The sequence below is a fragment of the Limosilactobacillus portuensis genome, assembly GCF_014838735.1.
Lineage (GTDB): Bacteria > Bacillota > Bacilli > Lactobacillales > Lactobacillaceae > Limosilactobacillus > Limosilactobacillus portuensis.
Genome location: NZ_JABUXQ010000008.1, coordinates 20805 through 45034, shown reverse-complemented (window position 1 = coordinate 45034; position 24230 = coordinate 20805). Strand labels below are relative to the sequence as shown.

Annotated in this window: 19 protein-coding genes and 1 pseudogene; 13 read left to right on the top strand and 7 right to left on the bottom strand. The window is 40.6% G+C overall.

Going from position 1 to position 24230, the window contains the following annotated elements:
* Positions 1–10: 10 nt before the first annotated feature.
* From grpE to lepA, 4 genes are all read left to right on the top strand, one after another.
* Positions 11–586, top strand: a complete 576-nt coding sequence (grpE, locus tag HUK49_RS03895; protein ID WP_191912730.1) for a nucleotide exchange factor GrpE — start codon at positions 11–13, stop codon at positions 584–586.
* A 21-nt stretch (positions 587–607) separates the two neighbouring features.
* Positions 608–2479, top strand: coding sequence for a molecular chaperone DnaK (dnaK, locus tag HUK49_RS03890; RefSeq protein WP_191912729.1), 1872 nt, complete (start codon positions 608–610; stop codon positions 2477–2479).
* Positions 2480–2599: 120 nt separating this feature from the next.
* On the top strand, positions 2600–3754 hold the full coding sequence (gene dnaJ, locus HUK49_RS03885; RefSeq protein WP_191912728.1) for a molecular chaperone DnaJ: 1155 nt from the start codon (positions 2600–2602) through the stop codon (positions 3752–3754).
* Positions 3755–3926: 172 nt separating this feature from the next.
* Complete coding sequence (gene lepA / locus HUK49_RS03880) at positions 3927–5762, top strand: translation elongation factor 4 (protein WP_148444538.1); 1836 nt, start codon at positions 3927–3929, stop codon at positions 5760–5762.
* A 68-nt stretch (positions 5763–5830) separates the two neighbouring features.
* Here the strand turns inward: lepA and HUK49_RS03875 are convergent, their stop codons facing one another.
* Positions 5831–7060, bottom strand: coding sequence for an MFS transporter (locus tag HUK49_RS03875; protein WP_191912727.1), 1230 nt, complete (start codon positions 7058–7060; stop codon positions 5831–5833).
* A gap of 538 nt (positions 7061–7598) precedes the next feature.
* On the opposite strand from HUK49_RS03875, the pseudogene HUK49_RS03870 reads away from it, so the two are divergent.
* Positions 7599–7847: pseudogene (locus HUK49_RS03870) on the top strand (cytochrome b5 domain-containing protein).
* A gap of 91 nt (positions 7848–7938) precedes the next feature.
* Here the strand turns inward: HUK49_RS03870 and HUK49_RS03865 are convergent.
* Complete coding sequence (locus HUK49_RS03865) at positions 7939–8748, bottom strand: Cof-type HAD-IIB family hydrolase (RefSeq protein WP_191912726.1); 810 nt, start codon at positions 8746–8748, stop codon at positions 7939–7941.
* A gap of 158 nt (positions 8749–8906) precedes the next feature.
* On the opposite strand from HUK49_RS03865, the gene HUK49_RS03860 reads away from it, so the two are divergent.
* The 7 genes from HUK49_RS03860 (at position 8907) to HUK49_RS03830 (ending at position 16219) form a co-directional block, all read left to right on the top strand.
* Positions 8907–10274: an RsmF rRNA methyltransferase first C-terminal domain-containing protein gene (locus tag HUK49_RS03860; protein WP_191912725.1), complete on the top strand. Its 1368-nt coding sequence runs from the start codon at positions 8907–8909 to the stop codon at positions 10272–10274.
* Between the two features lie 14 nt (positions 10275–10288).
* A complete protein-coding gene (locus tag HUK49_RS03855) occupies positions 10289–11155 on the top strand; it encodes an SPFH domain-containing protein (protein WP_191912724.1) in 867 nt (288 codons plus the stop codon).
* Positions 11156–11172: 17 nt separating this feature from the next.
* Positions 11173–12942, top strand: coding sequence for a sensor histidine kinase (locus tag HUK49_RS03850; RefSeq protein WP_191912723.1), 1770 nt, complete (start codon positions 11173–11175; stop codon positions 12940–12942).
* Complete coding sequence (locus HUK49_RS03845; protein ID WP_191912722.1) at positions 12920–13645, top strand: LytR/AlgR family response regulator transcription factor; 726 nt, start codon at positions 12920–12922, stop codon at positions 13643–13645. The genes HUK49_RS03850 and HUK49_RS03845 overlap by 23 nt, the downstream gene beginning before the upstream one ends.
* Before the next feature lie 411 nt (positions 13646–14056).
* Entirely contained in the window at positions 14057–14461 is a 405-nt protein-coding gene (locus HUK49_RS03840; RefSeq protein ID WP_003716951.1) for a CidA/LrgA family protein, read from the top strand.
* Positions 14462–14476: 15 nt separating this feature from the next.
* Positions 14477–15217 carry an LrgB family protein gene (locus HUK49_RS03835; protein WP_182581543.1) on the top strand — a complete coding sequence of 247 codons (741 nt, stop codon included), beginning with the start codon at positions 14477–14479 and terminating at the stop codon, positions 15215–15217.
* A 30-nt stretch (positions 15218–15247) separates the two neighbouring features.
* Positions 15248–16219, top strand: coding sequence for an L-lactate dehydrogenase (locus HUK49_RS03830; RefSeq protein ID WP_003716953.1), 972 nt, complete (start codon positions 15248–15250; stop codon positions 16217–16219).
* Between the two features lie 44 nt (positions 16220–16263).
* On the opposite strand, the gene HUK49_RS03825 is transcribed toward HUK49_RS03830, so the two are convergent.
* The 5 genes from HUK49_RS03825 to mvk all read right to left on the bottom strand — a co-directional run bounded on the left by HUK49_RS03825 (position 16264) and on the right by mvk (position 21187).
* Complete coding sequence (locus HUK49_RS03825) at positions 16264–16950, bottom strand: YjjG family noncanonical pyrimidine nucleotidase (protein WP_102168696.1); 687 nt, start codon at positions 16948–16950, stop codon at positions 16264–16266.
* Between the two features lie 16 nt (positions 16951–16966).
* Positions 16967–18004: a type 2 isopentenyl-diphosphate Delta-isomerase gene (gene fni / locus HUK49_RS03820; RefSeq protein ID WP_191912721.1), complete on the bottom strand. Its 1038-nt coding sequence runs from the start codon at positions 18002–18004 to the stop codon at positions 16967–16969.
* A 123-nt stretch (positions 18005–18127) separates the two neighbouring features.
* Positions 18128–19240, bottom strand: a complete 1113-nt coding sequence (locus HUK49_RS03815; protein WP_191912720.1) for a phosphomevalonate kinase — start codon at positions 19238–19240, stop codon at positions 18128–18130.
* A gap of 25 nt (positions 19241–19265) precedes the next feature.
* Positions 19266–20237: a diphosphomevalonate decarboxylase gene (gene mvaD / locus HUK49_RS03810; protein WP_191912719.1), complete on the bottom strand. Its 972-nt coding sequence runs from the start codon at positions 20235–20237 to the stop codon at positions 19266–19268.
* Positions 20237–21187: a mevalonate kinase gene (mvk, locus tag HUK49_RS03805; protein ID WP_191912718.1), complete on the bottom strand. Its 951-nt coding sequence runs from the start codon at positions 21185–21187 to the stop codon at positions 20237–20239. Before mvk ends, mvaD begins: the two co-directional genes overlap by 1 nt.
* Positions 21188–21346: 159 nt before the next feature.
* Here mvk and HUK49_RS03800 point away from each other — a divergent pair, with 159 nt between their 5' ends.
* Positions 21347–24211, top strand: coding sequence for a helicase C-terminal domain-containing protein (locus HUK49_RS03800; RefSeq protein ID WP_191912752.1), 2865 nt, complete (start codon positions 21347–21349; stop codon positions 24209–24211).
* Positions 24212–24230: the final 19 nt, after the last annotated feature.

The window sequence follows — 24230 nt, the reverse complement described above, 5'->3', positions numbered from 1 at the left end:
GGCGAGTCGATTGGCAGAAGACAAAGCTGCAAAGCAAACAGGTAAAGAAGCAAAGCACCAAAGTCAGGGTGCTGCTTCTGAAAAGAACGACCAGTTTGATGCTAAAAAGTTACAAACTCAAGTGACAAAATTAGAAAGTCAAGTTAAAGATTTGCAACAGCAATTAGATGATAAGGACGATAAGTATTTGCGGGCTGAAGCAGAAATACAGAATATGACTACCCACTTTAAGAAAGAGCGTGCTCAATTACTGAAGTATGATGGTCAAGACTTAGCCAAGTCCGTTTTACCTGTTCTGGATAACCTTAAGCGAGCACTGACGATTGAAGTTTACGACGAAAATGGTCAGCAGTTAAAGAAGGGGATCCAAATGGTTCATGACCACCTAATCAGTGCATTAAAGGACCACGGAATTACGGAGATTGATGCAGACGGCAAGCCGTTTGATCCGACCCTTCACCAGGCAGTACAAACAGTGCCGGTGGAAGGTGATCAGAAGGCCGAAACAGTGGTAAAAGTACTGCAGGCTGGTTATCAATTAAAGGATCGGGTTCTTCGTCCCGCAATGGTTGTAGTTGCACAATAAAAATAAGAGAGGGAATAAACAATGGCAAGTAACAAGATTATTGGTATTGATTTAGGTACTACAAACTCCGCCGTTGCCGTTATGGAAGGTAACGAGCCAAAGATTATTACAAATCCAGAAGGGAGTCGGACAACTCCATCTGTTGTTTCATTTAAGAATGGTGAAACTCAAGTTGGTGAAGTAGCAAAGCGTCAAGCAATTACTAACCCTAATACTATTTCATCAATTAAGAGTCATATGGGTGAAGCCGGATATACCGTTGAAGTTGACGGCAAGAAGTATACTCCACAAGAAATTTCTGCAATGATTCTTCAATACTTGAAGAAGTACGCTGAAGATTATATTGGTGATACAGTTAGCCAAGCAGTTATTACTGTTCCTGCATACTTTAATGATGCTCAACGTCAAGCTACTAAGGATGCTGGTAAGATTGCCGGATTAGATGTTAAGCGGATTATTAACGAACCAACTGCCTCATCACTTGCTTATGGTCTTGATAAGAAAGACAAGGATGAAAAGATCCTTGTTTATGACCTTGGTGGTGGGACTTTCGATGTTTCCATTCTTGAATTAGGTGACGGTGTCTTCCAAGTCCTTTCAACTAATGGTGATACTCACCTTGGTGGGGATGACTTTGATAAGAAGATCATGGATTGGTTAATCGATGGCTTTAAGGAAGAAAATGGCGTGGACTTGTCTAAGGATAAGATGGCGCTTCAACGGTTAAAGGACGCTGCAGAAAAGGCTAAGAAGGACTTATCTGGTGTTCAAGAAGCCCAAATCAGTTTGCCATTCATTTCTGCTGGTGAAAATGGTCCGCTACACCTTGAAAAGACATTGAGCCGGGCACAATTCAACCAATTAACTAATGATTTGGTTGAACGGACTAAGCAACCAGTTATGAATGCATTGAAGGATGCCGATTTAAGCTTTGATGATATTGATGAAGTAATTCTTAATGGTGGTTCTACTCGTATTCCAGCCGTTCAAGAAATGGTTAAGGAATTAACTGGTAAGGAACCTAACCACTCCATCAACCCAGATGAAGCGGTTGCCCTCGGTGCTGCTATCCAAGGTGGTGTTCTTACTGGTGATGTTAAGGATGTTGTTTTACTTGATGTTACGCCACTTTCACTTGGGATTGAAACCATGGGTGGTGTCTTCACTAAGTTAATCGACCGGAATACTACCATTCCAACATCCAAGAGCCAAATCTTCTCAACTGCTGCTGATAATCAGTCTGCTGTTGATATCCACGTGCTTCAAGGTGAACGGCCAATGGCAGCTGATAACAAGACTTTAGGGAACTTCCAACTTACCGACATTCCAGCCGCTCCTCGTGGTGTTCCTCAAATTAAGGTTACTTTTGATATTGACAAAAACGGGATTGTTAACGTTTCTGCTGAAGACCAAGGAACTCATAAGAAGCAAAACATCACCATTAAGTCTAACTCTGGCTTAAGTGATGAAGAAATCGAGCGAATGAAGAAGGATGCTGAAGAACACGCAGCAGCTGATAAGAAGAAGAAGGAAGAGGTTGACTTGAAGAACGAAGTTGACCAAGAACTCTTCCAAGTAGATAAGACCTTGAAGGAAGTTAAGGGTAAGGTTCCTGAAGAAGACATCAAGAAGGCCGAAAGTGCTCGTGACGACTTGAAGAAGGCTAAGGAAAGCGGCAACTTAGACGATATGAAGACTAAGAAGGACGCATTAAATAAGGTTATCCAAGATCTTAGCGTAAAGCTTTATCAACAAGCCCAAGGTGCTCAAGGCGGTCAAGCTGGTAATGCCGGTAACAATGGCACTAACGGAAACAATAATAATTCTGGTTCCGATGATGGTAAGACCGTTGATGGTGACTTTAAGGATGTTACTCCAGATGACAAGAAGTAATTCTATCAGCTGTTAATAAACAATTGTTAAAAGCCAAAGGCCGGAGGGAAGGACTTTGGCTTTTACTTTCGTTTGTCATGTATGGTATAACTAAACAAGCAATATAAATGGAGGATCCGTATGGCAGAAGAAAGTTACTACGACATCCTAGGTGTAAAAAAGGATGCTTCTGAAAAGGAAATTAATCGGGCTTACCGGAAGCTTGCAGCAAAATACCACCCGGATATTAATCATGAACCTGGTGCTGAAGAGAAGTTTAAGAAGATTAATGAAGCACATGAAGTACTGAGTGATCCACAAAAGCGTGCTCAGTATGATCAGTTTGGTTCGGCAGGGCCAAATGCAGGAGCTGGTCAAGGATTTGGTGGCTTTGGCGGTCAACAAGGCTATGGTGATTTTGCTGGTGGCGATTTTGGTGATATTTTTAGTCAATTCTTTGGTGGTGGCGGTCGTCGTCAAGCTGATCCAACTGCACCACGCCAGGGTCGTGATTTGCAATATTCAATGACACTAGACTTTATGGACGCTGTTTTTGGCAAGACCACAACAATCAAGTATGAACGGGATGCTCAATGTGACGTCTGCAAAGGGAGTGGCGTTAAACCTGGAAAGTCTCCCGAAACGTGTTCACGCTGTCATGGTAGTGGAGTCATTCTTACCGTACGGCGGACACCCCTTGGTAATATTCAAACTCAAACTACCTGTCCTGAATGTAATGGGACTGGTAAGATTATTAAGCCGGAAGATCGGTGTACTAAATGCCATGGCTCTGGGCATATTCATGAGCGACATGAATTAGAAGTTAAGGTTCCTGCGGGAATCGACGATGGTCAGCAAATGCGGTTAGAACACCAGGGTGATGCTGGTGAAAATGGCGGTCCTTATGGGGATCTTTACATTGTTTTCCGTGTAACGCCAAGTCGGGAATTCCGCCGTGATGGTTCAACAATTTATGTTGATCAAGACATTTCATTTGCTCAAGCCGCATTAGGTGATGAAGTGAAGGTCAAGACTGTTCATGGTGATGTTAATCTTAAGATTCCTGCTGGTACTCAATCTGAAACAAACTTCCGTCTTCGGGGGAAGGGTGTTCCTCATTTGAACGGTAATGGTAACGGGGATGAACATGTTACTGTTCATGTTCATACACCAAAGAGTCTTAATAAGCGCCAAAAAGAGGCAATGATGGCTTTCGCTGCTGCTAGTGGTGAAAACGTCAAAGGAGTTAAGAAAACCGTTCTTGACAAGCTTCGGGATGCATTTGAAGATAAGTAAAGAATTAAATTAAGCTAGTAATCTCCGATCATGAAAAGCGGAATTGCTGGCTTATTCTATTTCTTTTAGCATTGCTGAATGCTGATTTGATTAGCTTTTCAAGCGTGGATAGTCTTTGGTATACTAGTATTAGTATTTACAAGTTTAGAAAGTAGTGAACTAATTCATGACAATGAATCTTGATGAAATGAAAGAACGGCAAAAACGGATTCGTAACTTTTCAATTGTGGCTCATATTGATCACGGGAAATCGACCCTTGCCGACCGTATCTTGGAAATGACAGATTCAATTAGTAAGCGAGAAATGAAGGATCAGGTCCTTGATGATATGCCATTAGAGCGTGAACGGGGGATTACCATCAAGTTAAATGCAGTCGCCCTAACTTATCATGCTAAAGACGGCCAAGATTACATTTTTCACCTGATTGATACTCCGGGTCACGTTGACTTTTCATATGAGGTTTCTCGATCATTGGCTGCCTGTGAAGGAGCAGTGTTAGTCGTTGATGCTACTCAAGGAGTGGAGGCACAAACTTTAGCGAATGTTTACCTGGCATTGGATAATGATTTGGAAATTTTACCGGTAATTAACAAAATTGATCTGCCATCTGCGGATCCTGAAGGAACAAAGAAGCAAATTGAAGATGAAATCGGCCTTGATACAGATGATGCATTAGATGTTAGTGCGAAGACTGGGCTAGGAGTTGATCAAGTCCTAGAAGAAATTGTGAAGAAGGTTCCGGCACCAACTGGAGATCTAACAGCTCCATTAAAGGCGTTGATTTTTGACTCGAAATATGATGATTACCGCGGGGTAGTTCTTAGTGTTCGGGTATTTGAAGGAACCGTAAAAAAGGGCGATAAGATTCGGTTAATGAATAGTGGTACTGAGTATGAAGTTGCTGAAGTCGGGATTAACTCGCCTAAGCCATTAGCGCGAGATGTCCTGATGGCCGGTGATGTTGGTTATATTACTGCCGCAATTAAGGATATTAAAGATACGCGGGTCGGTGATACCGTTACGGATGCTAATAATCCGACCGCTAAACCGTTAGAAGGTTATCGGCAAATGACCCCAATGGTTTATGCTGGTTTATACCCAACCGATAATGCCAAGTTTAACGATTTACGGGATGCCTTAGAAAAATTGCAGTTGAATGATGCGGCATTGACTTTTGAACCTGAATCATCACAAGCATTGGGTTTTGGGTTCCGTTGTGGATTCTTAGGCTTGTTGCATATGGATGTAATTCAAGAGCGGCTTGAACGGGAATTTAACCTTGATTTAATCACTACAGCGCCATCTGTTACTTACCATGTTGACTTGGCAGACGGAACCACAAAAGAAGTCGAAAACCCGGCTGAAATGCCAGATGCTTCATCGATTAAGGACATTAAGGAACCTTATGTTAAAGCTTCAATCATGGTTCCCAATGATTATGTTGGGCCGGTAATGGAGCTTTGTCAGCGAAAACGGGGAATTTTTGAAACGATGGAATACTTAAGTGATACGCGGGTAAACGTAATCTATCATATTCCATTGTCAGAAATCATCTTCGACTTCTTTGATAAGCTGAAGAGTTCAACTCGTGGTTATGCTTCTCTTGATTATGAGATCGACGACTATAAGCCAAGTAAGTTAGTCAAGATTGACATCCTGCTAAATGGCGATAAGGTTGATGCATTAAGTTTCATTGCCCATAAAGACTTTGCAGCAGAACGAGGTCGTGACATTACCTCTAAGCTTAAGAAGATTATTCCACGGCAAAACTTTGAGATCCCAATTCAGGCAGCAATCGGTTCAAAAATTATTGCCAGAACTAATATTAAGGCTTATCGGAAAGATGTTACTGCACGAATCCATACGGGGGATCCCGATCGACGAGCTAAGCTTCTTGAAAAGCAGAAGCGCGGAAAGAAGCGGATGAAAGCTGTTGGTAAAGTTGACATTCCTCAAGAGGCGTTTATGGCGGTTCTAAAGACCGATGAAGAAGTTGACGAAAAGTAAATTACTATCAATATAATAAAAGGTTCAGAGTTCGTTTATTTGAACTCTGAACCTTATTTCGTTTATTGTTAATGATTAGCGAGCTTCCGCATTCCAGGCAATGAAGACATAACAATGAAGCTGAGAATATAAAGTGCTGATAAGAAGCCCATTGTTACTCCTAATGAGTAGTGGTCCATTAGCAATCCAATAACTACTGATGAAAATCCACCAATTGCTCGACCAACATTCATAATGATACTGTTGGCAGTAGAACGAATGGCAGTTGGGTAAAGTTGACTGATAACTGCACCATAACCACCAAACATTCCATTAGAGAAGAAACCGATTAGCGCGCCGGCAAGAATGAGGGCAATTGAGCTTTGGACCATGAGGATGGTAAACATTACCGTGGCAGAACCAAGAAGGAAGATCCCAAAAGCCCAACGTGGACCCCAATTATCCATTACTGTCCCAAAGACCATCATTCCGATGCTCATTCCAACAATGGTAGCGATCATCCAAATTGATGATCCCGAAACGGACAGTCCTTGCTGCTTTTGGACAATGGATGGGAGCCAGTTCATTAGACCAAAGTATCCCGCAATTTGAACAATTGTCATTACCATTAAGCCAAGGGTTTGTAAGGCTAATCGTGGTGTAGCAAAGAGACGACTAACAGAAATCTTTTGATGATTGGCAATTGTCTTTTGGTGAGCGACAATAAATTCTTGACTTTCGTGAACGTGGCGCCGAATAAAGAAAGTTAAGATTACTGGAATAATACCTAAAAGGAAAAGTGCGTTCCACCCAAAATGAGGGATGATGTAAGCGGCCATTATAGCAGCAAAAATTGCACCAACTTGACCACCGATAGCCGCGACAGAAGTCAATCGACCAATAAGATGGGGCTCAAAGTTCTCGGCAATTAGCGCAATCCCTACACCGTACTCACCACCAGCGCCAATTCCGGCAAGAAAACGGCAAAGGTAAATTGTTGGTAATGAGTGGGCGAAGAACATTGCGGCCGTTGCCAAGGCAAAAATAAAGATCGTGTAAGTAAATGTTTTTACACGACCGATTCGATCACCGACAAGACCGAATATCGCACCACCCGCTAACATTCCAAGGTTAGTAATAGAACCAATCCATCCAGCAGCCGTACTTGAAATATGTAGGCTAGCGATAATTGGTGCAAGGGCAAATGACAAAAACATAATATCCATGTTTTCTAATGAAAATCCGGATGCAGTAGATGCTAGGACCCATTTCTGGTTTTTAGTCATTGCTTGGCCGACATGATTACTTGTCTGTTCCATATTTAATTCCTCCAAAATGATGCTCACTGACATCGATTATTTTGCTTTAGGATTATTAATCCCTGTTTGACAACGTATTATACACGCCTTAACTTAAAATACAATTAAAAGTTTAACGATTGAGTTGAAAAGGTGGTGTATAATATGAAATATTGATTCGAGGGGGTTATGGAATGAAGAAAAACATTTGGCGCCAGGTTAGAGATGTTCTTTCCCTTATTATCGCTGCAATTTTACTGTATTACATCGTGACCTTTTTAGACAGTCTGATTAAATAAAAATTGAGGATCGCGATAACATGACACACCGTGATCCCCAAGTAGAAGTATTTAGCGAAAGTGATTGCAGAATCACCTTCTTTTACATTATAACAATATTTTTGACAGTTGTTATATAATATAGGTATTATTTACGATAAAATTAATTTTCACCTCATTTTTGTTTTATTACTAATAAGTGCTGATTGCGATTGCCTTAATCGGTAAATTAAAAGTGCTATAATAAAATTAACAATGAGGATCGGGAGGAATATTTTAGTATGACTACAAGAACCTTTACTGCTGAAGAACTTGCAAAATACAATGGCTAAGATGGCGCCCCAGCTTATGTCGCAATTGATGGAATGGTTTATGACGTCAGTAATGTTCCGGCTTGGCGTAACGGTAAGCATCATGGCAACTTAGCAGGTCATGATGTTAGCGCTGCAATTCAACGCTCACTTCATATGAAGCGGGTTCTTGAAGATTTGCCAGTTGTTGGTAAATTTACCGGTGATCCTGAAGTTTAATTTTCTTTAGGCTAAATCATTTAAAATAGAACAACCTAAGATTGCCCTCGTCTTGAGTTAATCTTAGGTTGCTTTTTTACTATAGTGGATTTTAAGCTAATTTCAGGTAATCCCTTAAGTATTTTGCGAGACCATTATGTTCATTATCAATTGGGGTAACGTCGTCCGCAATGGCTTTGATTTCGGGAATTGCATTATTCATTGCAACACCACGACCAGCTGCAGCAATCATTTCTTGATCGTTTTTCTCGTCGCCAAAAGCGATAATATGGGTACGGTCAATTCCGTACTGCTTAGCAACATAGAACATTCCTGATTCCTTATGGGTTCCGCGATGAATTAGTTCAAGGATATTATACGGGCCGCCCCATACCCGAGGTTCAACAAAGTTACCGTATTTTTCGTTGACTGCACGGATGATTTTATCTTTACTGGCTGGTTGATATTCAATTGTCATTGCGATGGGATTATCACTGAGATTCCTTTCACTCAGTAGCTGACTGGGCTTAAGGTGGTTGGGAAGAAATTCAGGGACATCCTTAGTTGCCTGGTTTGCCCAGAAATGATCCTTGCTTTCAACGGTAATGGTATCAATTCCCAATTCTTCTTTATGTGCCAAAAGATCTAGTGCTAGTTCTTTTGTTAATTCGATTTCATACTCTTTATCCCAGTTTTGGTGAGGAATATGAGCTAGAGCACCATTGAAATTAACCATCGGCGTTTGAATCCCAATTTGATCATAAATGTGTTGAGCAATTCGGTAAGGTCGGCCGGTGATAATACTAACAATATGGCCGTCTTTAGCAGCAGCCCGTAGCGTATTAATTGTTTCAGCGGTTAATTTTGATTGATTATTGAGAGTGGTTCCATCCAGATCGATGGCAATTAGGTGTTGATCCATTAAGCGTGTCACTTCCCTTTATTACGAATAATTAACTATTATACCTGGAATTAAGAAAAAGTTAAATGAATTCCAAGAATGCTTTCGGGAAATGTTTAGGAACGGGTTAAAATAAGTTATAATTTGTTTAAGATTAAATTGATGGAGTGATTAAGAGAATGCAGCTACCAAGTGCATTTAAAACTAAGTATCAGCAACTATTGGGAAATGAAGCCTCGGCATTTTTAGCAGCGTTGAATGAACAAAGTTTTAGTGGTTTCCGGGTTAATCCGCTGAAGGATGCCTTGCCACAAGAGACAATTAGTCAAGCTGAAGGGAAAGTACCGTACGTCCCTACTGGATATTATGGTCAAGTTAATGGAAAGTCCCTGGATCATGTTACTGGTTGGGTATATAGTCAGGAGCCTTCTGCAATGTACGTAGGGGAAGTGGTTAATCCACAGCCAGGAGAGCGAGTTCTTGACCTCTGTGCAGCGCCAGGAGGGAAATCAACCCACCTCATTTCCTTAATGAAGGATCAAGGACTATTGGTCGCTAATGAGATCTTTCGGAAGCGGGCATTGATTTTAGCGGAAAATTTGGAACGGTGGGGCACGCGCAATACAGTAGTGATGAATGAAAGTCCAGAGAAGCTAGAAAGGCAGTTCCCCAAGTTTTTTGACCGGATATTAATCGATGCTCCATGTTCTGGCGAGGGGATGTTTAGAAAAGAGCCAGCTGGAATTGAATATTGGAATTCAGATTATCCAGCAGAATGTGCTAATCGGCAGCGTAAAATTATTGCTTCAGCGATTAGAATGCTAAAACCGGGTGGTATTTTAGTTTATTCAACTTGTACATTTGCTCCTGAAGAAGACGAACAAAATGCTAATTGGATTCTTGAAAATTATCCCGCGATGCAAATGGAAGAAGTTAAAGCATTTCCGGGGATGGATCATGGGCGTCCTGAATGGGCAGACGGTAATCCGGAATTAGCAAAGGCAATTCGTCTTTTTCCTCATCATATCAAGGGCGAGGGACACTTTATTGCTAAGTTCCGTTATGGTACGCCTGTTGCTGAAAAGCCCTTACGAAAGAGGCGGCGAAAGAAAAAGCACGCAAGTTCATATTCCCTGACTAGGGATCAGCAAGAACTATTTAATGATTTTCGGGATACGGTTATTCCTGACTACCAACCTACTAGATTAGTCTTGTTTGGTGAACAACTATATGATTTGCCAGTCGGGATTGATAAAATTGATGATCTCAATATACTTCGGCCGGGGTTACATCTTGGGACATTTAAGAAACGACGATTTGAACCATCGTTAGCATTAGCGCTAGCGTTAAAACCGACTGAAGTTAAGGAAACGCTCGAATTGAGTGAAGAGCAGTGGCGGCAATATGTTCACGGTGATACGATCACAATTGATAAAGAGTTAGCTAGTGGCTGGTACTTGCTAGTTTGTAATAATCATTCCTGTGGGTTTGGAAAATTAGTACAAAGGACGGTAAAAAACTTCTATCCAAAGGGGTTAAGATTTTAGAGGAGTTAGATAAAATGAAAGAAAAACAAGCATTTCATGTTAACGGTTATTTAGGGTTATTAATAGCAATTCTTGGTGGATTAGTTGGCCTTTGGCTTATATATAGTGGATTTCGCTTTGGTCACCTGCTAAGTATGATAGGAGGGATTGTGTTAGTGGTCCTTATTCTAGTCCTTTCAAGTAGTTTAACGATTATTCAACCAAATGAAGCCAAGGCATTAACGTTCTTTGGTAATTACATCGGGACAATTCGGGATGCGGGACTATTTATGACCGTACCGTTTACTGATAAGGAACCGGTTTCTCTTCGGGTTCGAAACTTTAATAGTCAAATCCTCAAGGTTAACGATTCAAAGGGGAATCCGGTTGAAATTGCTGCGGTAATTGTTTTTAAAGTAGTCGATACCGCTAAGGCTCTCTTTTCGGTTGATGATTATGAACAATTTGTTCAAATTCAAAGTGAGTCAGCTATTCGTCACGTTGCTAGTGAATATCCTTACGATACATTTGAAAACGAGGATGCATTGACTTTGCGAAGTAATCCGACCGAGGTATCTAACCGGTTAGCAAGTGAATTACAGGAACGGCTAAATGTTGCCGGAGTGAAAATTGTTGAAACTCGGTTGACTCACCTTGCTTATGCAACCGAAATTGCTAGTGCGATGCTGCAAAAGCAACAATCATCAGCGATCTTATCTGCCCGCAAGATTATTGTTGAGGGAGCTGTATCAATTACTGAGGATGCAATTGATCGCTTGGCAAAGGAAGCAGATCTAGAATTAACGGACGAACAACGTTTACAAATTATTAATAACATTATGGTGGCGATCATTAGTGAACGGGGAACGCAACCAGTAATTAATACCGGAACACAACAATAATTAGAGTTAATAAGCGCATGTTATATCTAACAATTTTAATGACCGAGCGGGTCGGCTTTGTTATTATTTGTGCTTTCCTCTTGGTTAATATTCCAGCGTTTCGTCGTTGTCTCTTTGCTCAAACACTTACGGCAAAGCTCCAGTTAGTGGTAATCTTCTCTTTATTTGCGATTATGGCGAATATTACGGGAATTGAAATTGACCCGGCTAATGAGCTGCATAATAAAGTTTTACTAACGGCCGTTTCTCATGACTATTCGGTTGTCAATGCCAGAATTCTTGCTGTAACTACGGCGGGAATTATTGGTGGACCATGGGTTGGTGGTTCGGTTGGTTTGATCGCTGGACTTCACCGGGCGTTTCAAGCTGGCTTTGCTAGTGAAGCTTGGTTTTATATCCCAAGTTCAACACTGATTGGATTGTTGTCTGGCTATTTGTATAAGGATAAAAATAGTTCGTTTACGGTAATGACGCCATGGCGAAGTTTTATTGTTGGTTTATCGATGGAATCAATTCAGATGATTTTCGTCTTCCTGTTTAGTCCAACGGGATGGTTATTGGTTCGTTACATTGCGGTTCCAATGATTTTAATCAGTTCGTTAGGGACATCAATTTTCATTTCAATTATTACAATGTATCTTCGTCAGGAAGAAGAAACTCGAGCTACGCAAACTCACTCGGTACTGAAGTTAACTAACCAGACGCTACCCTATTTCCGTAACGGTCTTAATGTTAAATCAGCCCAGCAAGTAGTTCGCATTATCAAAAAATACACAAACTTTGATGCAATTAGTATTACTGATCGGAACACGATCCTTGCTCATATTGGTGCAGGGAGTGATCACCATATTTCGGGGGAAACGATGGTGACAACGCTCTCTGAATCAGTAATTCAGAGTGGCCAGGTAAAAGTTGCACGGAATGCTGAGGAGATTGGCTGTTCGCATATTGACTGTCCCTTACAGGCAGCAATTGTTGTCCCGTTGCGAGTTGCGGATAGAGTGGCCGGAACTTTAAAAATGTATTATACCGATAGTTGGAAGCTAACGCCGGTTGAAATTCAGCTGGCAACCGGTTTAGGCGGAATCTTTGCTAACCAGATTGCTTTAGGGGATGCTGAAATGCAGGCCCGATTGGTTCGTGATGCCGAAATTAAATCGCTACAGGCACAGGTTAATCCGCACTTCTTCTTTAATGCGATTAATACGATTAGTGCAATGATGCGACGAGACAGTGATAAGGCGCGTCAATTGCTTCTGCAGTTAAGTACCTATTTCCGCTCAAATTTAATTGGTGCTCGAGAGACGCAAATTACCCTAGCTCAAGAACGTCAACAGGTTAATGCTTACCTTAGTTTGGAAATGACTCGTTTTCCAGGAAAATACGATGTTCAACTACATACGACCGTTAGTGATGATGTTTTACTACCCCCATTTACAATTCAGGTTTTGGTGGAAAACGCATTAAAGCACGCGTTTGGGGAACGGAAAATCGGTAATTACGTGATCATTGATGTCTATCAGCAAAAAGACCGGTTAATAATTACGGTCAAAGATAATGGTCAGGGAATCTCACCAGACTTGATAAAGCGTCTCGGCCAACAGGCAGTCCCGTCTAAGCATGGTTCAGGGACTGCGTTGCATAATTTGAACCAGCGATTAATCGGGTTGTATGACAAGAAAAGCGGCCTTCACTTTACCAGTAGTAATCAGGGGACAACAGTCAGTATCTCTATTCCATTTACCAAAAAGGGAGGACAAGTAAATGAAAGTCTTAATTGTGGATGATGAACCGTTAGCACGTGACGAGCTTAGCTACCTATTAGAACAAAATGACCTGATTGACGAAATAAATGAGGCTGATGGAATTAATTCTGCTCGCGAAGAAGTGGCAAATAATCGGCCGGATTTAATCTTCTTGGATATTCAGTTGGATGATGGTAGTGGGATGGCATTTGCCAAGAGCTTGAAGAAAAAGGGAAATTGTCCCTACATTGTTTTTGCCACTGCTTATGACCAATATGCATTAGATGCCTTTGAGGCGGACGCAATCGATTATGTTTTGAAGCCTTTTGAAGCAGAGCGGATTAATGATGCCGTCAAACGGGTCGTTAGACTAATGGATAACCAGAATGGCAGTCGGGGAACAACTGTTCAACAAAGAAATCCGCGAATTTCACTAACTAATGATGAACGAACAATTGTCATTCAGAAGCGAAATATTCTTTATATTCAAGCACAAGCGGGGAAAGCTATTGTTCATACCGAAGATCAGGAGATCGTTAGTAAGCAAACTCTCAATAGTATTATTAATTTGTTAGATCCTAACAGGTTTATTCGGGTTCACCGCAGTTTTGTTGTTAACCTGAATAAGGTTCATGAACTGCAACCAAGTTTTAATCATACTTATGAACTAACCCTTGATGATGGGAGTAAAGTTCCTGTGAGCCGGTCATTTGTTGCTACCACCAAGAAGGCATTAGGAGTATAGTTAGTAAATTAAATTCCTGCGATTATACTTTAATAGTTTTAGAATATTAAAAAAATAAGAAACGGGGCAGAAAAATATTTTGTTTTTCTGCCTCGTTTCCTGTTAATCGTTCGATCAGTAATGTACAAAGTAGATGGGAGATAGTAAAACAGCCGTTATAACAGTAATTTAGAAAAGAATTAGTAAAGGATTAATGGTTAAAGATCGGTTGAATAGTAATTAATTGTAAATAAATTAACAATCTTGAGGGCATTTCATCTATTGATAAGGGCATTTCATCCTTAAATATGGCTATTTAAGTGTGAAATTCAACACAAATGGTAAAAAAAGTGTAAATTAAATAACTGAAGAGGCACTGTGAAAACGGTACCGAACAAAATTTATTTTTATTTTTGTGGGAGGGAATAAGTTATGGAAAAGGACAAACAACCTAAGGATTCCAACATTTATGTTCAAATGGGAATCTTTGCTGCTATTTTATTTGTTTCTCAATTGATCTCTGATCTTTTTCCAAAGAGCTTTGTTGTACCAACTCCTTTAATTGGTATGGTATTGCTTTACATTCTGTTGGCTACTCATATTGTTAAGCTTCACCAAGTTGCTAAGTTTGGTGACTTTATGATCGGACTAATTGCATTCCTGTTCGTTCCATCAGGTATTCAATTAGCTGCTCACCTTGACATCATGAAGAAGGAAGGACTTCAAGACGTTATCGTAATTATTATTGCTACGATTATCATTCTTGTTGTTATTGCCTACGTTGGTGCCCTTGTTATGAGCATTCACCACAAGATCACTGGTACTAAAGAAGACTAGGGAGGCACAATAATTATGGCTAATACGATTGTTACAAATCTAGCATTACCATTTACTGGTATCTTCATTTCATTGATTGTTTACCTAATTGGTATGTGGTTAACAAAGATTAGTAATGGATTCTTCCTTTTTAACCCATTACTTGTTGGGATGGTACTTGGTATCGTTGTCTTAGCAATTTGGGCTAAGGGCACTGGTTCCACTACCGCTGCTGTTTACAAGAAGTTCTACCTTCCTGGTGGTAACATGATTTTCTGGTTCTTGAACCCAGCTACTATGGCCTTCGCTATTCCAGTTTACCGTGTTAACAACATTTTCAAGAAGTACTGGTTCGATATTATCGTAATCTGCTTCGTTGGTGGATTTATTTCATTGTTCCTTATCAACCTTGTATGTAAGTTATTCGGTCTTTCTGCCGCTTCAACTGCATCAATGTTGCCACAAGCCGCAACTACTGCTGTTGCCATGCCAATTGCTGCTGGTGTTCATGGTGTTCCAGCCGTTACTGCAATGGCATGTATCCTTAACGCTGTTGTTATCTATGCTTTGGCCGAATTCCTTATTAAGGTTCTTGGTTTGAAGAAGATTTCAGCTGTTGCTACTGGTTTAGGTTTAGGTTCTGCAGGGCACACCGTTGGTTCTGTTAAGGCTCTTTCACTTGGTGAAGTTCAAGGTGCCATGGCTGGTGTTTCTGTTCTGATTATTTCATTAGCAATGGATATCTTGGTTCCAATCTACGCCCACTTATTCATGTAATTTAATTTATCATTAAGGAGAAACTGAATTATGTCAAAAAATCATCAAAAAGTTGTTCTTGTTGGTGACGGACAAGTTGGTTCAGCTTATGCTTATGCATTAGTTCAACAAGGGTTGGCTGAGGAATTAGCAATTGTTAACTTGTCAAAGGAACAAGCTGAAGGTGACGCCCTCGATTTAGAAGACGCAACTGTTTTCACTGCCCCAAAGCAAGTTTATCAAGCTGATTACGATGCTTGTGCAGATGCAGACCTAGTTGTAATTTGTGCTGGGGCTGCCCAAAAGCCAGGTGAAACTCGCCTTGACTTAGTTGGAAAGAACCTTGAAATCATGAAGCAAATTACGAAGAGTATTATGGCTACTGGTTTCGACGGAATTCTTTTACTTGCAACAAACCCAGTTGATGTTTTAACTTATGCAGTTCAAAAGATTTCAGGATTACCTGCTAGCCGGGTTATTTCATCCGGTACTTCGCTTGATTCAGCACGTTTACGTGTTGCGTTAGCAAAGAAGTTGGGAGTTAGTCCACTTGATATTAGTGCTAATGTGATGGCAGAACACGGTGATTCAGAATTTGCTGCATATTCTAGTGCAACAGTTGGTGGGAAGCCACTTCTTCAAATCTGTGAAGAACAAGGCATCAGTAATGATGAATTGCTAAAGATTGAAGATGACGTACGTCACAAGGCTTACGAAATCATCAACCGCAAAGGCTTTACTGCATATGGTGTTGCAACTTGCTTAATGAGAATTACGCGGGCAATTCTACGGGATGAAAATGCTGTATTACCAGTTGGTGCTTACATTGATGGTGAATATGGTATTAAGGATAACTATCTTGGAACTCCAGCTGTTATTAATGCATCTGGTATTTCGAAGGTTATCGAAGTTCCATTAAATGAACGTGAAAGTGAAGCAATGACTAAGTCAGCTGAAGCTTTGAAGAAAATTGCTACTGACGGGATGACTAAGGTTGGTTTAGTTAATTACCTGATTAAGTAGTAATAAAAAAGATGTGATGAAAAATTCATCACATCTTTTTCTTTTTAAAGAATTGCTTTAAGCTCGGTTAAACGGTGGATTTCAAAGGTAGGCTTTAAGCGGGTTGAATTATGCAATGAATGGGGGTTAAACCAGACTGTATCAAGATGAGCGTTAATGCCGCCTTGAATATCAGAACTTAATGAATCTCCAATCATTAAAGTGTTATTACGGTGACCGTTAATGTGTTGAAGCACAAAATCGAACATTTCTTTGTTCGGCTTTTGAAGTCCAATCACTTGTGAAATAAAAATATCATCAAAATATTGAAGTAATTTAGCATCCTTCAGTCGCTGATCTTGCACTATCTTTTGCCCATTGGTAACGGCATATACGTGGTAGTTATTTTGCTTTAGGTACTCCATTACCGTTCGCGTTCCGGAAACAAGTTGATGATTGTTACTGAGGTATTTAAGGTAGGTTTGAATTGTCTCTCTACCAGGAACATTTAGCTGGTGGTAAGCCTTAAAATAGTCGGCAAAGAGGTGTTCCATAAGTTGATCCCAGGTGAGTTCATTTCGTTCAAACCGTTGCCACATCCCGACATTATAATTTTGAAATGTTTGTTTAACGGTTGGTGTTAATTTCAGGTTAAAATCACTAAAGAGTTGTTTTAAGGCGTGGCTTTCGGCAGCTCCATAATCTAATAGTGTATCGTCAAGGTCAAAAAGAATGTTTTGATACGCTGTCATTCGATAATCACCATCCTTAAATTAAATCACGTTGTTGAGCATATTCGAGTTCTTCACCGTGTAAGACAAAATTAGTTGATGGTAACTCGTTAAATGATTTACAACCGAGAAGGGCGAGCAGTCGTGGAAGGGCCATTTGCCAATTAGTAATTTCTTTATCAAGCGCATCAATCCCATCACGAATGAGAATATTAAGAAAATAGCCAGCAACACCAACAGCATTAGCACCAAGAATCCCCGCTTTAATAACGTCTAGCGGGGAACAGATCCCGCCAGAAGCAATAATTTGGGTATCCTTAGTCCGTGCTTCACGGGCCTCCAACATTGATTCTAATGTTGTTTGCCCCCAATAATCGAGAAAACTAAAATCTGCTGTATGATTCCGTCGATCTTCGATTGCAGCAAAGTTGGTTCCACCGCGGCCACTAACGTTAATTATGGAAACACCGATTGATTGCAGCTGGTTAATTGTTGAACTATCCATGCCAAAGCCAACTTCCTTAACAATAACCGGAATATTAAGGTGGCTAACCAGAGATTCAATATTAGTTAGCCAGTGAAAGTCACGATCACCGTCATCCATAATTAATTCTTGGGTAGTATTAATGTGGAGTTCAAGGGCATCGGCATCTAGCAAATCAATCACCGCTCTTGCCTGTTCTAAATTGGCTTTGGCACTTAGGTTAGCAATAACAATTCCGTCCGGATTAATATCACGGACAATTTTAAAGCTCTTTTTAGCAGTTGGATCATGAAAGATAATACTTGCTGAGCCAAGTGCCATTGCAAGGTGGTGCTTTTTAGCAATCATTGCAAGTCCTTGATTAATCTTAAATGCATTTTGACTGCCACCGGTCATTGCCTCAATGAAAAAGGGAACCGCCAGCTTTAAATTCCCACAGTTAGTAACGGGGTTCACCTGATCAAGACTAATTTCTGGAAGACTTTTGTGGATGATCTGCATACTGTTAAATGAATTAGTATGGACCTGGTTATAAAGTTTAGTTGCTAACGAAAGGTGCTCATTTTTTCGTTGGGCATGACTTGATTCCATAGTTTCTCTCCTTAAATAACATTCTGAATTAAAATTGCGGTACTTTGATTCTTAAAATTAACTAAAAGAGTGTGACTTTTGAATCATAATCGATCAATTATCACACTCTTTTATCATTAACTATTATTTTTTGATGAGGTGGTGCTTGATCTCACCCTTAACATTTTCGATGAAGTGAACTGAAAGGGGGAGTTGTTCAATTTTATTGGCCGCCCACTTCTTCAATACCTGTTTGAAGTTACTATCACGATCGATAGCAACGATTCCACAATCACCACCACCAGCACCGGATGTCTTTGCTGCACCGCCAAAATCTTCAGCGATTTGGCAGAGCTTATTTAGGACGGGGGTCTCGATATGAACACCGGAGTTCGTACCGAGCTGCTTTAACAATTCCCGGTTATACCGGATCTCATTTTTAATTGATTCCAAATCGGCATTATGAAACCCTTCAACCATTCGTTGAATGCAATGCTTACTATCTTCCAAAAACTGTCGGTACTCTTTTTGTTGCCGAGCCTTGAATAAGGAAATCTTATCGACTAATTGCGAAGTCGATGCCGGCTTCCCAGTCCACCCAATAAGGAGCTGAAGGTTGCTTGGCGCCTTCAAGGATTCAATTTTGAGATCGGGCCATGGTAGATCAACGAGGGTTCTTAAATCGAGATATTTTCGTTGCTGAGCAAGCCATTGACGGTCAAATGAATGGTAGGCGATCCAACCGCCATAAACGGAAGCTGCCACATCTCCCAGTGATCCATTTCCTTGAACTTCAAAGTGAGCAATTGCAGCTAATTTGAAGATTTCATCCTTAGTAACTGGCAAGTTATAGAAATGGCAAAGGGCTTTTACTGTGGCAACCGTGACGGCAGCCGAAGAACCAAGACCATATTTCTTCCCTGAGTCGCTATCCAGCTGACTGTCAATATGGAGATCGAATATCCGTAATTCACGAGCAAAACTACGGGCGTATTCTTCAGTTACCTTAATTGCGGACAAGATATAAGAAAACGGGTTATCACGATTATCAAAAACCATTTGTTCCCCAAGACGATGCCACTGTAAAGCATTATTATGGTATTGTCGACTAATAATTTTACCAACTTCTGCAGCACTTTCTTCAATGGAACAAGTGACAAATTGATCCAATGCTACTAAAATTGCCGGATAACCATTTTCCACAACAGCGTATTCACCAGCAATATAAAGTTTGCCAGGTGCTTTTTCAGTAATCAATTTTACATAACCTCTCAATCAAATCCTATTTATCGATAATTTTTACTCCTGGTCCAGACTGCGAAATAATTAACCTTTGCTTACTGAAAAGGTTCCCCAAATATTGAACAATTTTTTTGCGATCTTTTTGATCGTAAATCACTTTAACATTTGGACCAGCATCCATAGTATAGTAACAACTCACCCCGTGTGAACGCAAGTCATTAATTGCTTGAATTGCGCGGATTGTGTCACCATTAAAATAAGTATATCCCGGATCAGCAGAAAGAGTCAGGGCGTGCATTCGGAGAGCGTTTTCTTCAGCAATGTGGCCAATCTGATCAATATTCTTGTCCGAGATAGCTTTTTTCATTGCAACCATGTCCTGAGCAACAACTTTTCGCCAAGCGGGGTAATAAGGTGAAGACTCAACACTTGACTGCATTCCCTGACGACTTGAAATTTTTTTCTTGGTGGTATTGATTAGGATTGCCATCATTTCAATTCCAAAATCAACTATTTCCATGATCGGTTCAGCAAAGGAAGATTGATCATCAGTTCCCCGATGCCACTCAACAAGGCCACCATAAATGGAACGTGTAGCAGAACCTGAGCCACGACGAGCAAGGCGAGAAAGGGAACGCCGGTCAAGGTTTAGTCCAGCTGCCTTACTAGCTGCAGTTGCAAGAGCGGCAAATGCGGAAGCGGAAGACGCTAACCCTGCAGATATTGGTACGTGATTAGTGGAAACCACTTTAGCATAATTATGGCTGCCGCTAATTTGCCGAATAATATCGAGAAAGTCCTTAACTTTTTTGGCAGAGCGGCCAGTGATCGGTTGACCATCAATTTCAATGTCATCTGCTGTTAGGTCATCTCTGAATTCAACTCCTGTATCAGCGTAAAATTCATTTAACGTTAGTGAAAGGCTATCTGTTTGCGGAATGATCAGCTTTTGATCTTTTTTCCCCCAGTACTTAACTAACGCAATATTAGTGTGTGCCCGTGCGGTGATCATTAATTTATTTCCTCCGTATCCCCAAGTGGTTGTAACCATACTTGCTTAGCACCATTATCTTTTAAAATTCCTGCTAGTTTTCTGGCACCAAGCGCAGTTCTGGTAATCGCAAACATGCAACCGCCACGGCCGCCTCCCGTTAGTTTAGCTCCTAATGCGCCGTTATGATTAGCAGTAGTGATTAATCGATCCAAGTGCTCGTCACTAACATTTAGTGCAGTCAGGTCGCTTTGTACGCTATTAAGTGCGATGCCAAGGCTCATTGCCTCATTATGACTTAAGTAATCTTTAGCTAAATTAACCAGTTTTCCCAAATGATTAATATGGCTCAATGCTGTATTATGGTTAGTTTCTAATTCATGTTTAACAGCAGTGATTGCTTCCTTAGTGGCTCCCTTAACTCCTGTATCAGCAATGACCATTGTTGCCTGTAAGTTCATTTTTAGTGGTACGCCTGCTTGACCCTTAACAAAGTAAAGTGGTGATGTTGAGCTGACAGTTGCCGCGTCTAAACCGGAAGGACTGCGGTGAGTCACTTCTTCTTCAATATCGGCAAGGTGGAGCAATTGCTTGCGCTCAAGTTTTTCTTCGTATAAATCAAAAAAAGCGCGAACGATAGCGACCGCTGTAGCAGCGGATGATCCCATACCACGTTCTGCCGGCAATTGGCTTTTAATTGTCATTGTCCATTGATCGCTTTCACCGTTAAAGCGCTGCATTAATGAAGAAATTAATCGTTGAACTCCCGCCATCTTTTCGGGAAGTTGATTTAATGGTCCTTCAAAGTAGCGGCTTTTAATTTGGTGGCCGCCCTTATTCGTTAACTTAATTATTACCGTTAACGTAACATCTGGAAGCGGGAGGGCAATTGCTGGTTCACCATAGACCACGCTATGCTCACCCATTAATATTATTTTGGCATGACTGTGACCGATTCCTTGTTCTTTCACATCAAAACCTACTTTCTTCGTAAAATACCATTATTAATAATAGCGTAAAATTACTGATTTGCCAAAGGACAACGGCAATTGTTACTATAATTTAAAAAACGAATGGTGTATCATAAAAACAGAACTTTGATCGAATAAATAATGAAACATGGTGATAGTTTGTCAACAACGAAAAAACGTCGACAGAAAGCAAAAAAGTCACGTGGACCAATATATTCGGTTGTTGATCTGGAAACGACCGGGACAAGTGTTAATCATGGTGACCGCATTATCCAGATCGGCTGTGTACTTGTTCAAGATGGCGAAGTCATTAATCATTTTGAAACCAAAATTAATCCGCGAGTAGCAGTTCCGCGGCAGATTACCCAATTAACGGGAATTAAAAATAATGATGTACGGGATGCACCGTTATTTGAAGATGTTGCTGGGACACTATACAGTCTTCTTAGTGGCACTATTTTTGTGGCGCATAATGTTAATTTTGATTTTCCGTTTTTGAATGCTGAGTTAGAACGTGCTGGTTACCCTCCGTTATCAATTAAGGCCATTGATACGGTAACGCTAAGTCAAATATTAATGCCGACTGCAAAGAGCTACCGCTTGCGAGATCTGACAAGTTCATTATCAATTGAGCATGATCATCCTCACAGCGCGGTTTCTGACGCAGAAGCAACTGCTCATTTACTAGTAGACTTAATGAAGCAGTTACGAGAATTGCCGACGCTAACCCTTGAAAAGCTTGTTGAACTTAAATTGAACCTACCTCAACAAACGACAATGATTTTGGAACAGGAGTTAGAGCGGCGGGGTGCTAATCCATTGCCATTAGCTGATAGTCTATATGTTAGTCACGGAATTGTTCTCCACAAGGTTCGTCCGGCAACAAGTTTAGGAGAAGTAGCCAATGTCCGCTATCCATCAACAAAGCGGGCAAAGATTAAGTTGTATGGAGACTTACTGGAATTTCGTCCTACCCAATCAAAGATGATGAATAGTATTTATAATAATTATACTCATGATGAACCTAAATCGATGATTGTAGAGGCTGGAACCGGAACAGGGAAGACATTAGGGTACCTTCTTCCCTTAGCCTATGCAGCGTATCCAGATAAAAAAATTGTTATCAGCACGGCAACTAATCTTTTGCAACAACAAATCGCGCAACGGACAATGAAGCAATTGAACAAACTCTTACCATTTGAATTAAATGGGGTAGTAATTAAGGGCAATTCACATTACCTAGATCTGGCCAAGTTTGTTCATTCTTTAAGTATTATTGAAGATTCTGACTATATTCAGTTAATTAAGGCAAAAATTCTTGTCTGGCTGCTGGGGACTACCAGTGGTGATCTTGATGAATTGAACTTAAACGCGCAACGTTCACCGTATTTTGCTGAAATTCGTCACCAAGGTGTTAAAACCCTGCGCGAAGATAATGAGTTTTATAAAGATGACTTCCTAATCCGCAGGCAAAAGCAATTGCATACTGCAAATGTAATTATTACGAACCATGCCTACTTAGTTGCGCATGCGCAAGAATTAGGGGATGGTACTAGACGACCATACTTAGTTGTTGATGAGGCTCAGCACTTAAGTGAAAGTATCCTCCGCCGTTCACGACAAACGCTTGATTTTCAAAACATTAGAACTGCGATCCACGTGTTGGAGAATTTAGTTAGCGATAATCAGGAACGAAACCTTGCAAATATTTTTGAAGAACACGCGTTAGGGACATACAATGTTGAACTGTTAAGGGATGATTTACGTTCGCTTAGTGAAGCTACAGATGCTTTTCAGCAAGCGTTGTACCGCCAATTTATGCTTAACGTTCAGGGAAATAATAGTAATGAATTAATTGAACAGCCGTTGGATAATCAACAACTATTCTCACTATTAACACCAAGTAATAAGCCGATCATGCAACTTGAGCAGGCATTAGCAAGTGTTCAACTTCATTTTATGGCTCTTCGACACCTTTTTGAACAGCAGGCTGACCGATGGTTATTTAGTGATCGGTACTTAATGAGTCAGTTTCAGAGCCAGTGGATGGTTCTTGCTGATGCAGATAATAAGCTTCACCAATTTATTGAAACCCTTGAGGAACGTGGTGAATCCGCTGCTTTTTGGCTTACCGTCCAGCAGTCGACTGAGCACAGTTCAATGCAGCTTAGCGGTGGCCTTTTGGCGGTTAATCACTTCTTAACAGAGAACGTTTACCCATATTTTGCGCAACCATTATTTGTTGGTGCAACACTGTTTACCTCCAGTCGGTCTAACTATTTGTATGAACAGTTAGATTTAGAAAAAGCCCGGACATTACAAAAGCGCTTTGCTTCACCGTTTAACTATGCGGAACAAGCAGAGTTGCTGGTTGCTAAGGATGCACCCATTCCAAACCAAACTAATAATGAGGAATATACTCGTTATTTGGCACAGACAATTTATCAATTATGTAAAAATAACCAATGCCAAACAATGATTCTCTTCAATTCGTTAGTAACAATTGAGCAGGTTTATAGTCAGCTTAAGGAAACCGACTTATTTAATCAGCGGGACATTTTGGCTCAAGGGATTACTGGACGCCGAGAAAAATTATTAAAGCAGTTTGCAAGCGGGACAAGTTCGATCTTGTTAGGCGCATCGAGTTTTTGGGAGGGAATTGACCTTCCTAAATCATCTTTAGAACTACTGATCATAACTAGATTGCCCTTTGATTCTCCAAATGAAATTATGACGCGTGCACACAATAATTTACTGAAACATGAAGGGAAAAATCCGTTCTACCATGCAGCCCTTCCTAAGGCAACCATGAGACTTCAGCAGGGAATTGGCCGACTATTACGAACACCAGATGATTTTGGAGTAGGTGTTATCCTTGATTCGCGAATCAGCACCCGGCGTTACGGAAGTTCAATGCTTAAGAATCTTCCTAAAGATTTGCCGATAAAGGAATTATCGACTGTTGAGCTAGTAGAAAATGCCAAAAAATTTTTAAAAAAGCACCGGACAAATAACGAAAAGTAAGAATTTCTGGTATAATTTC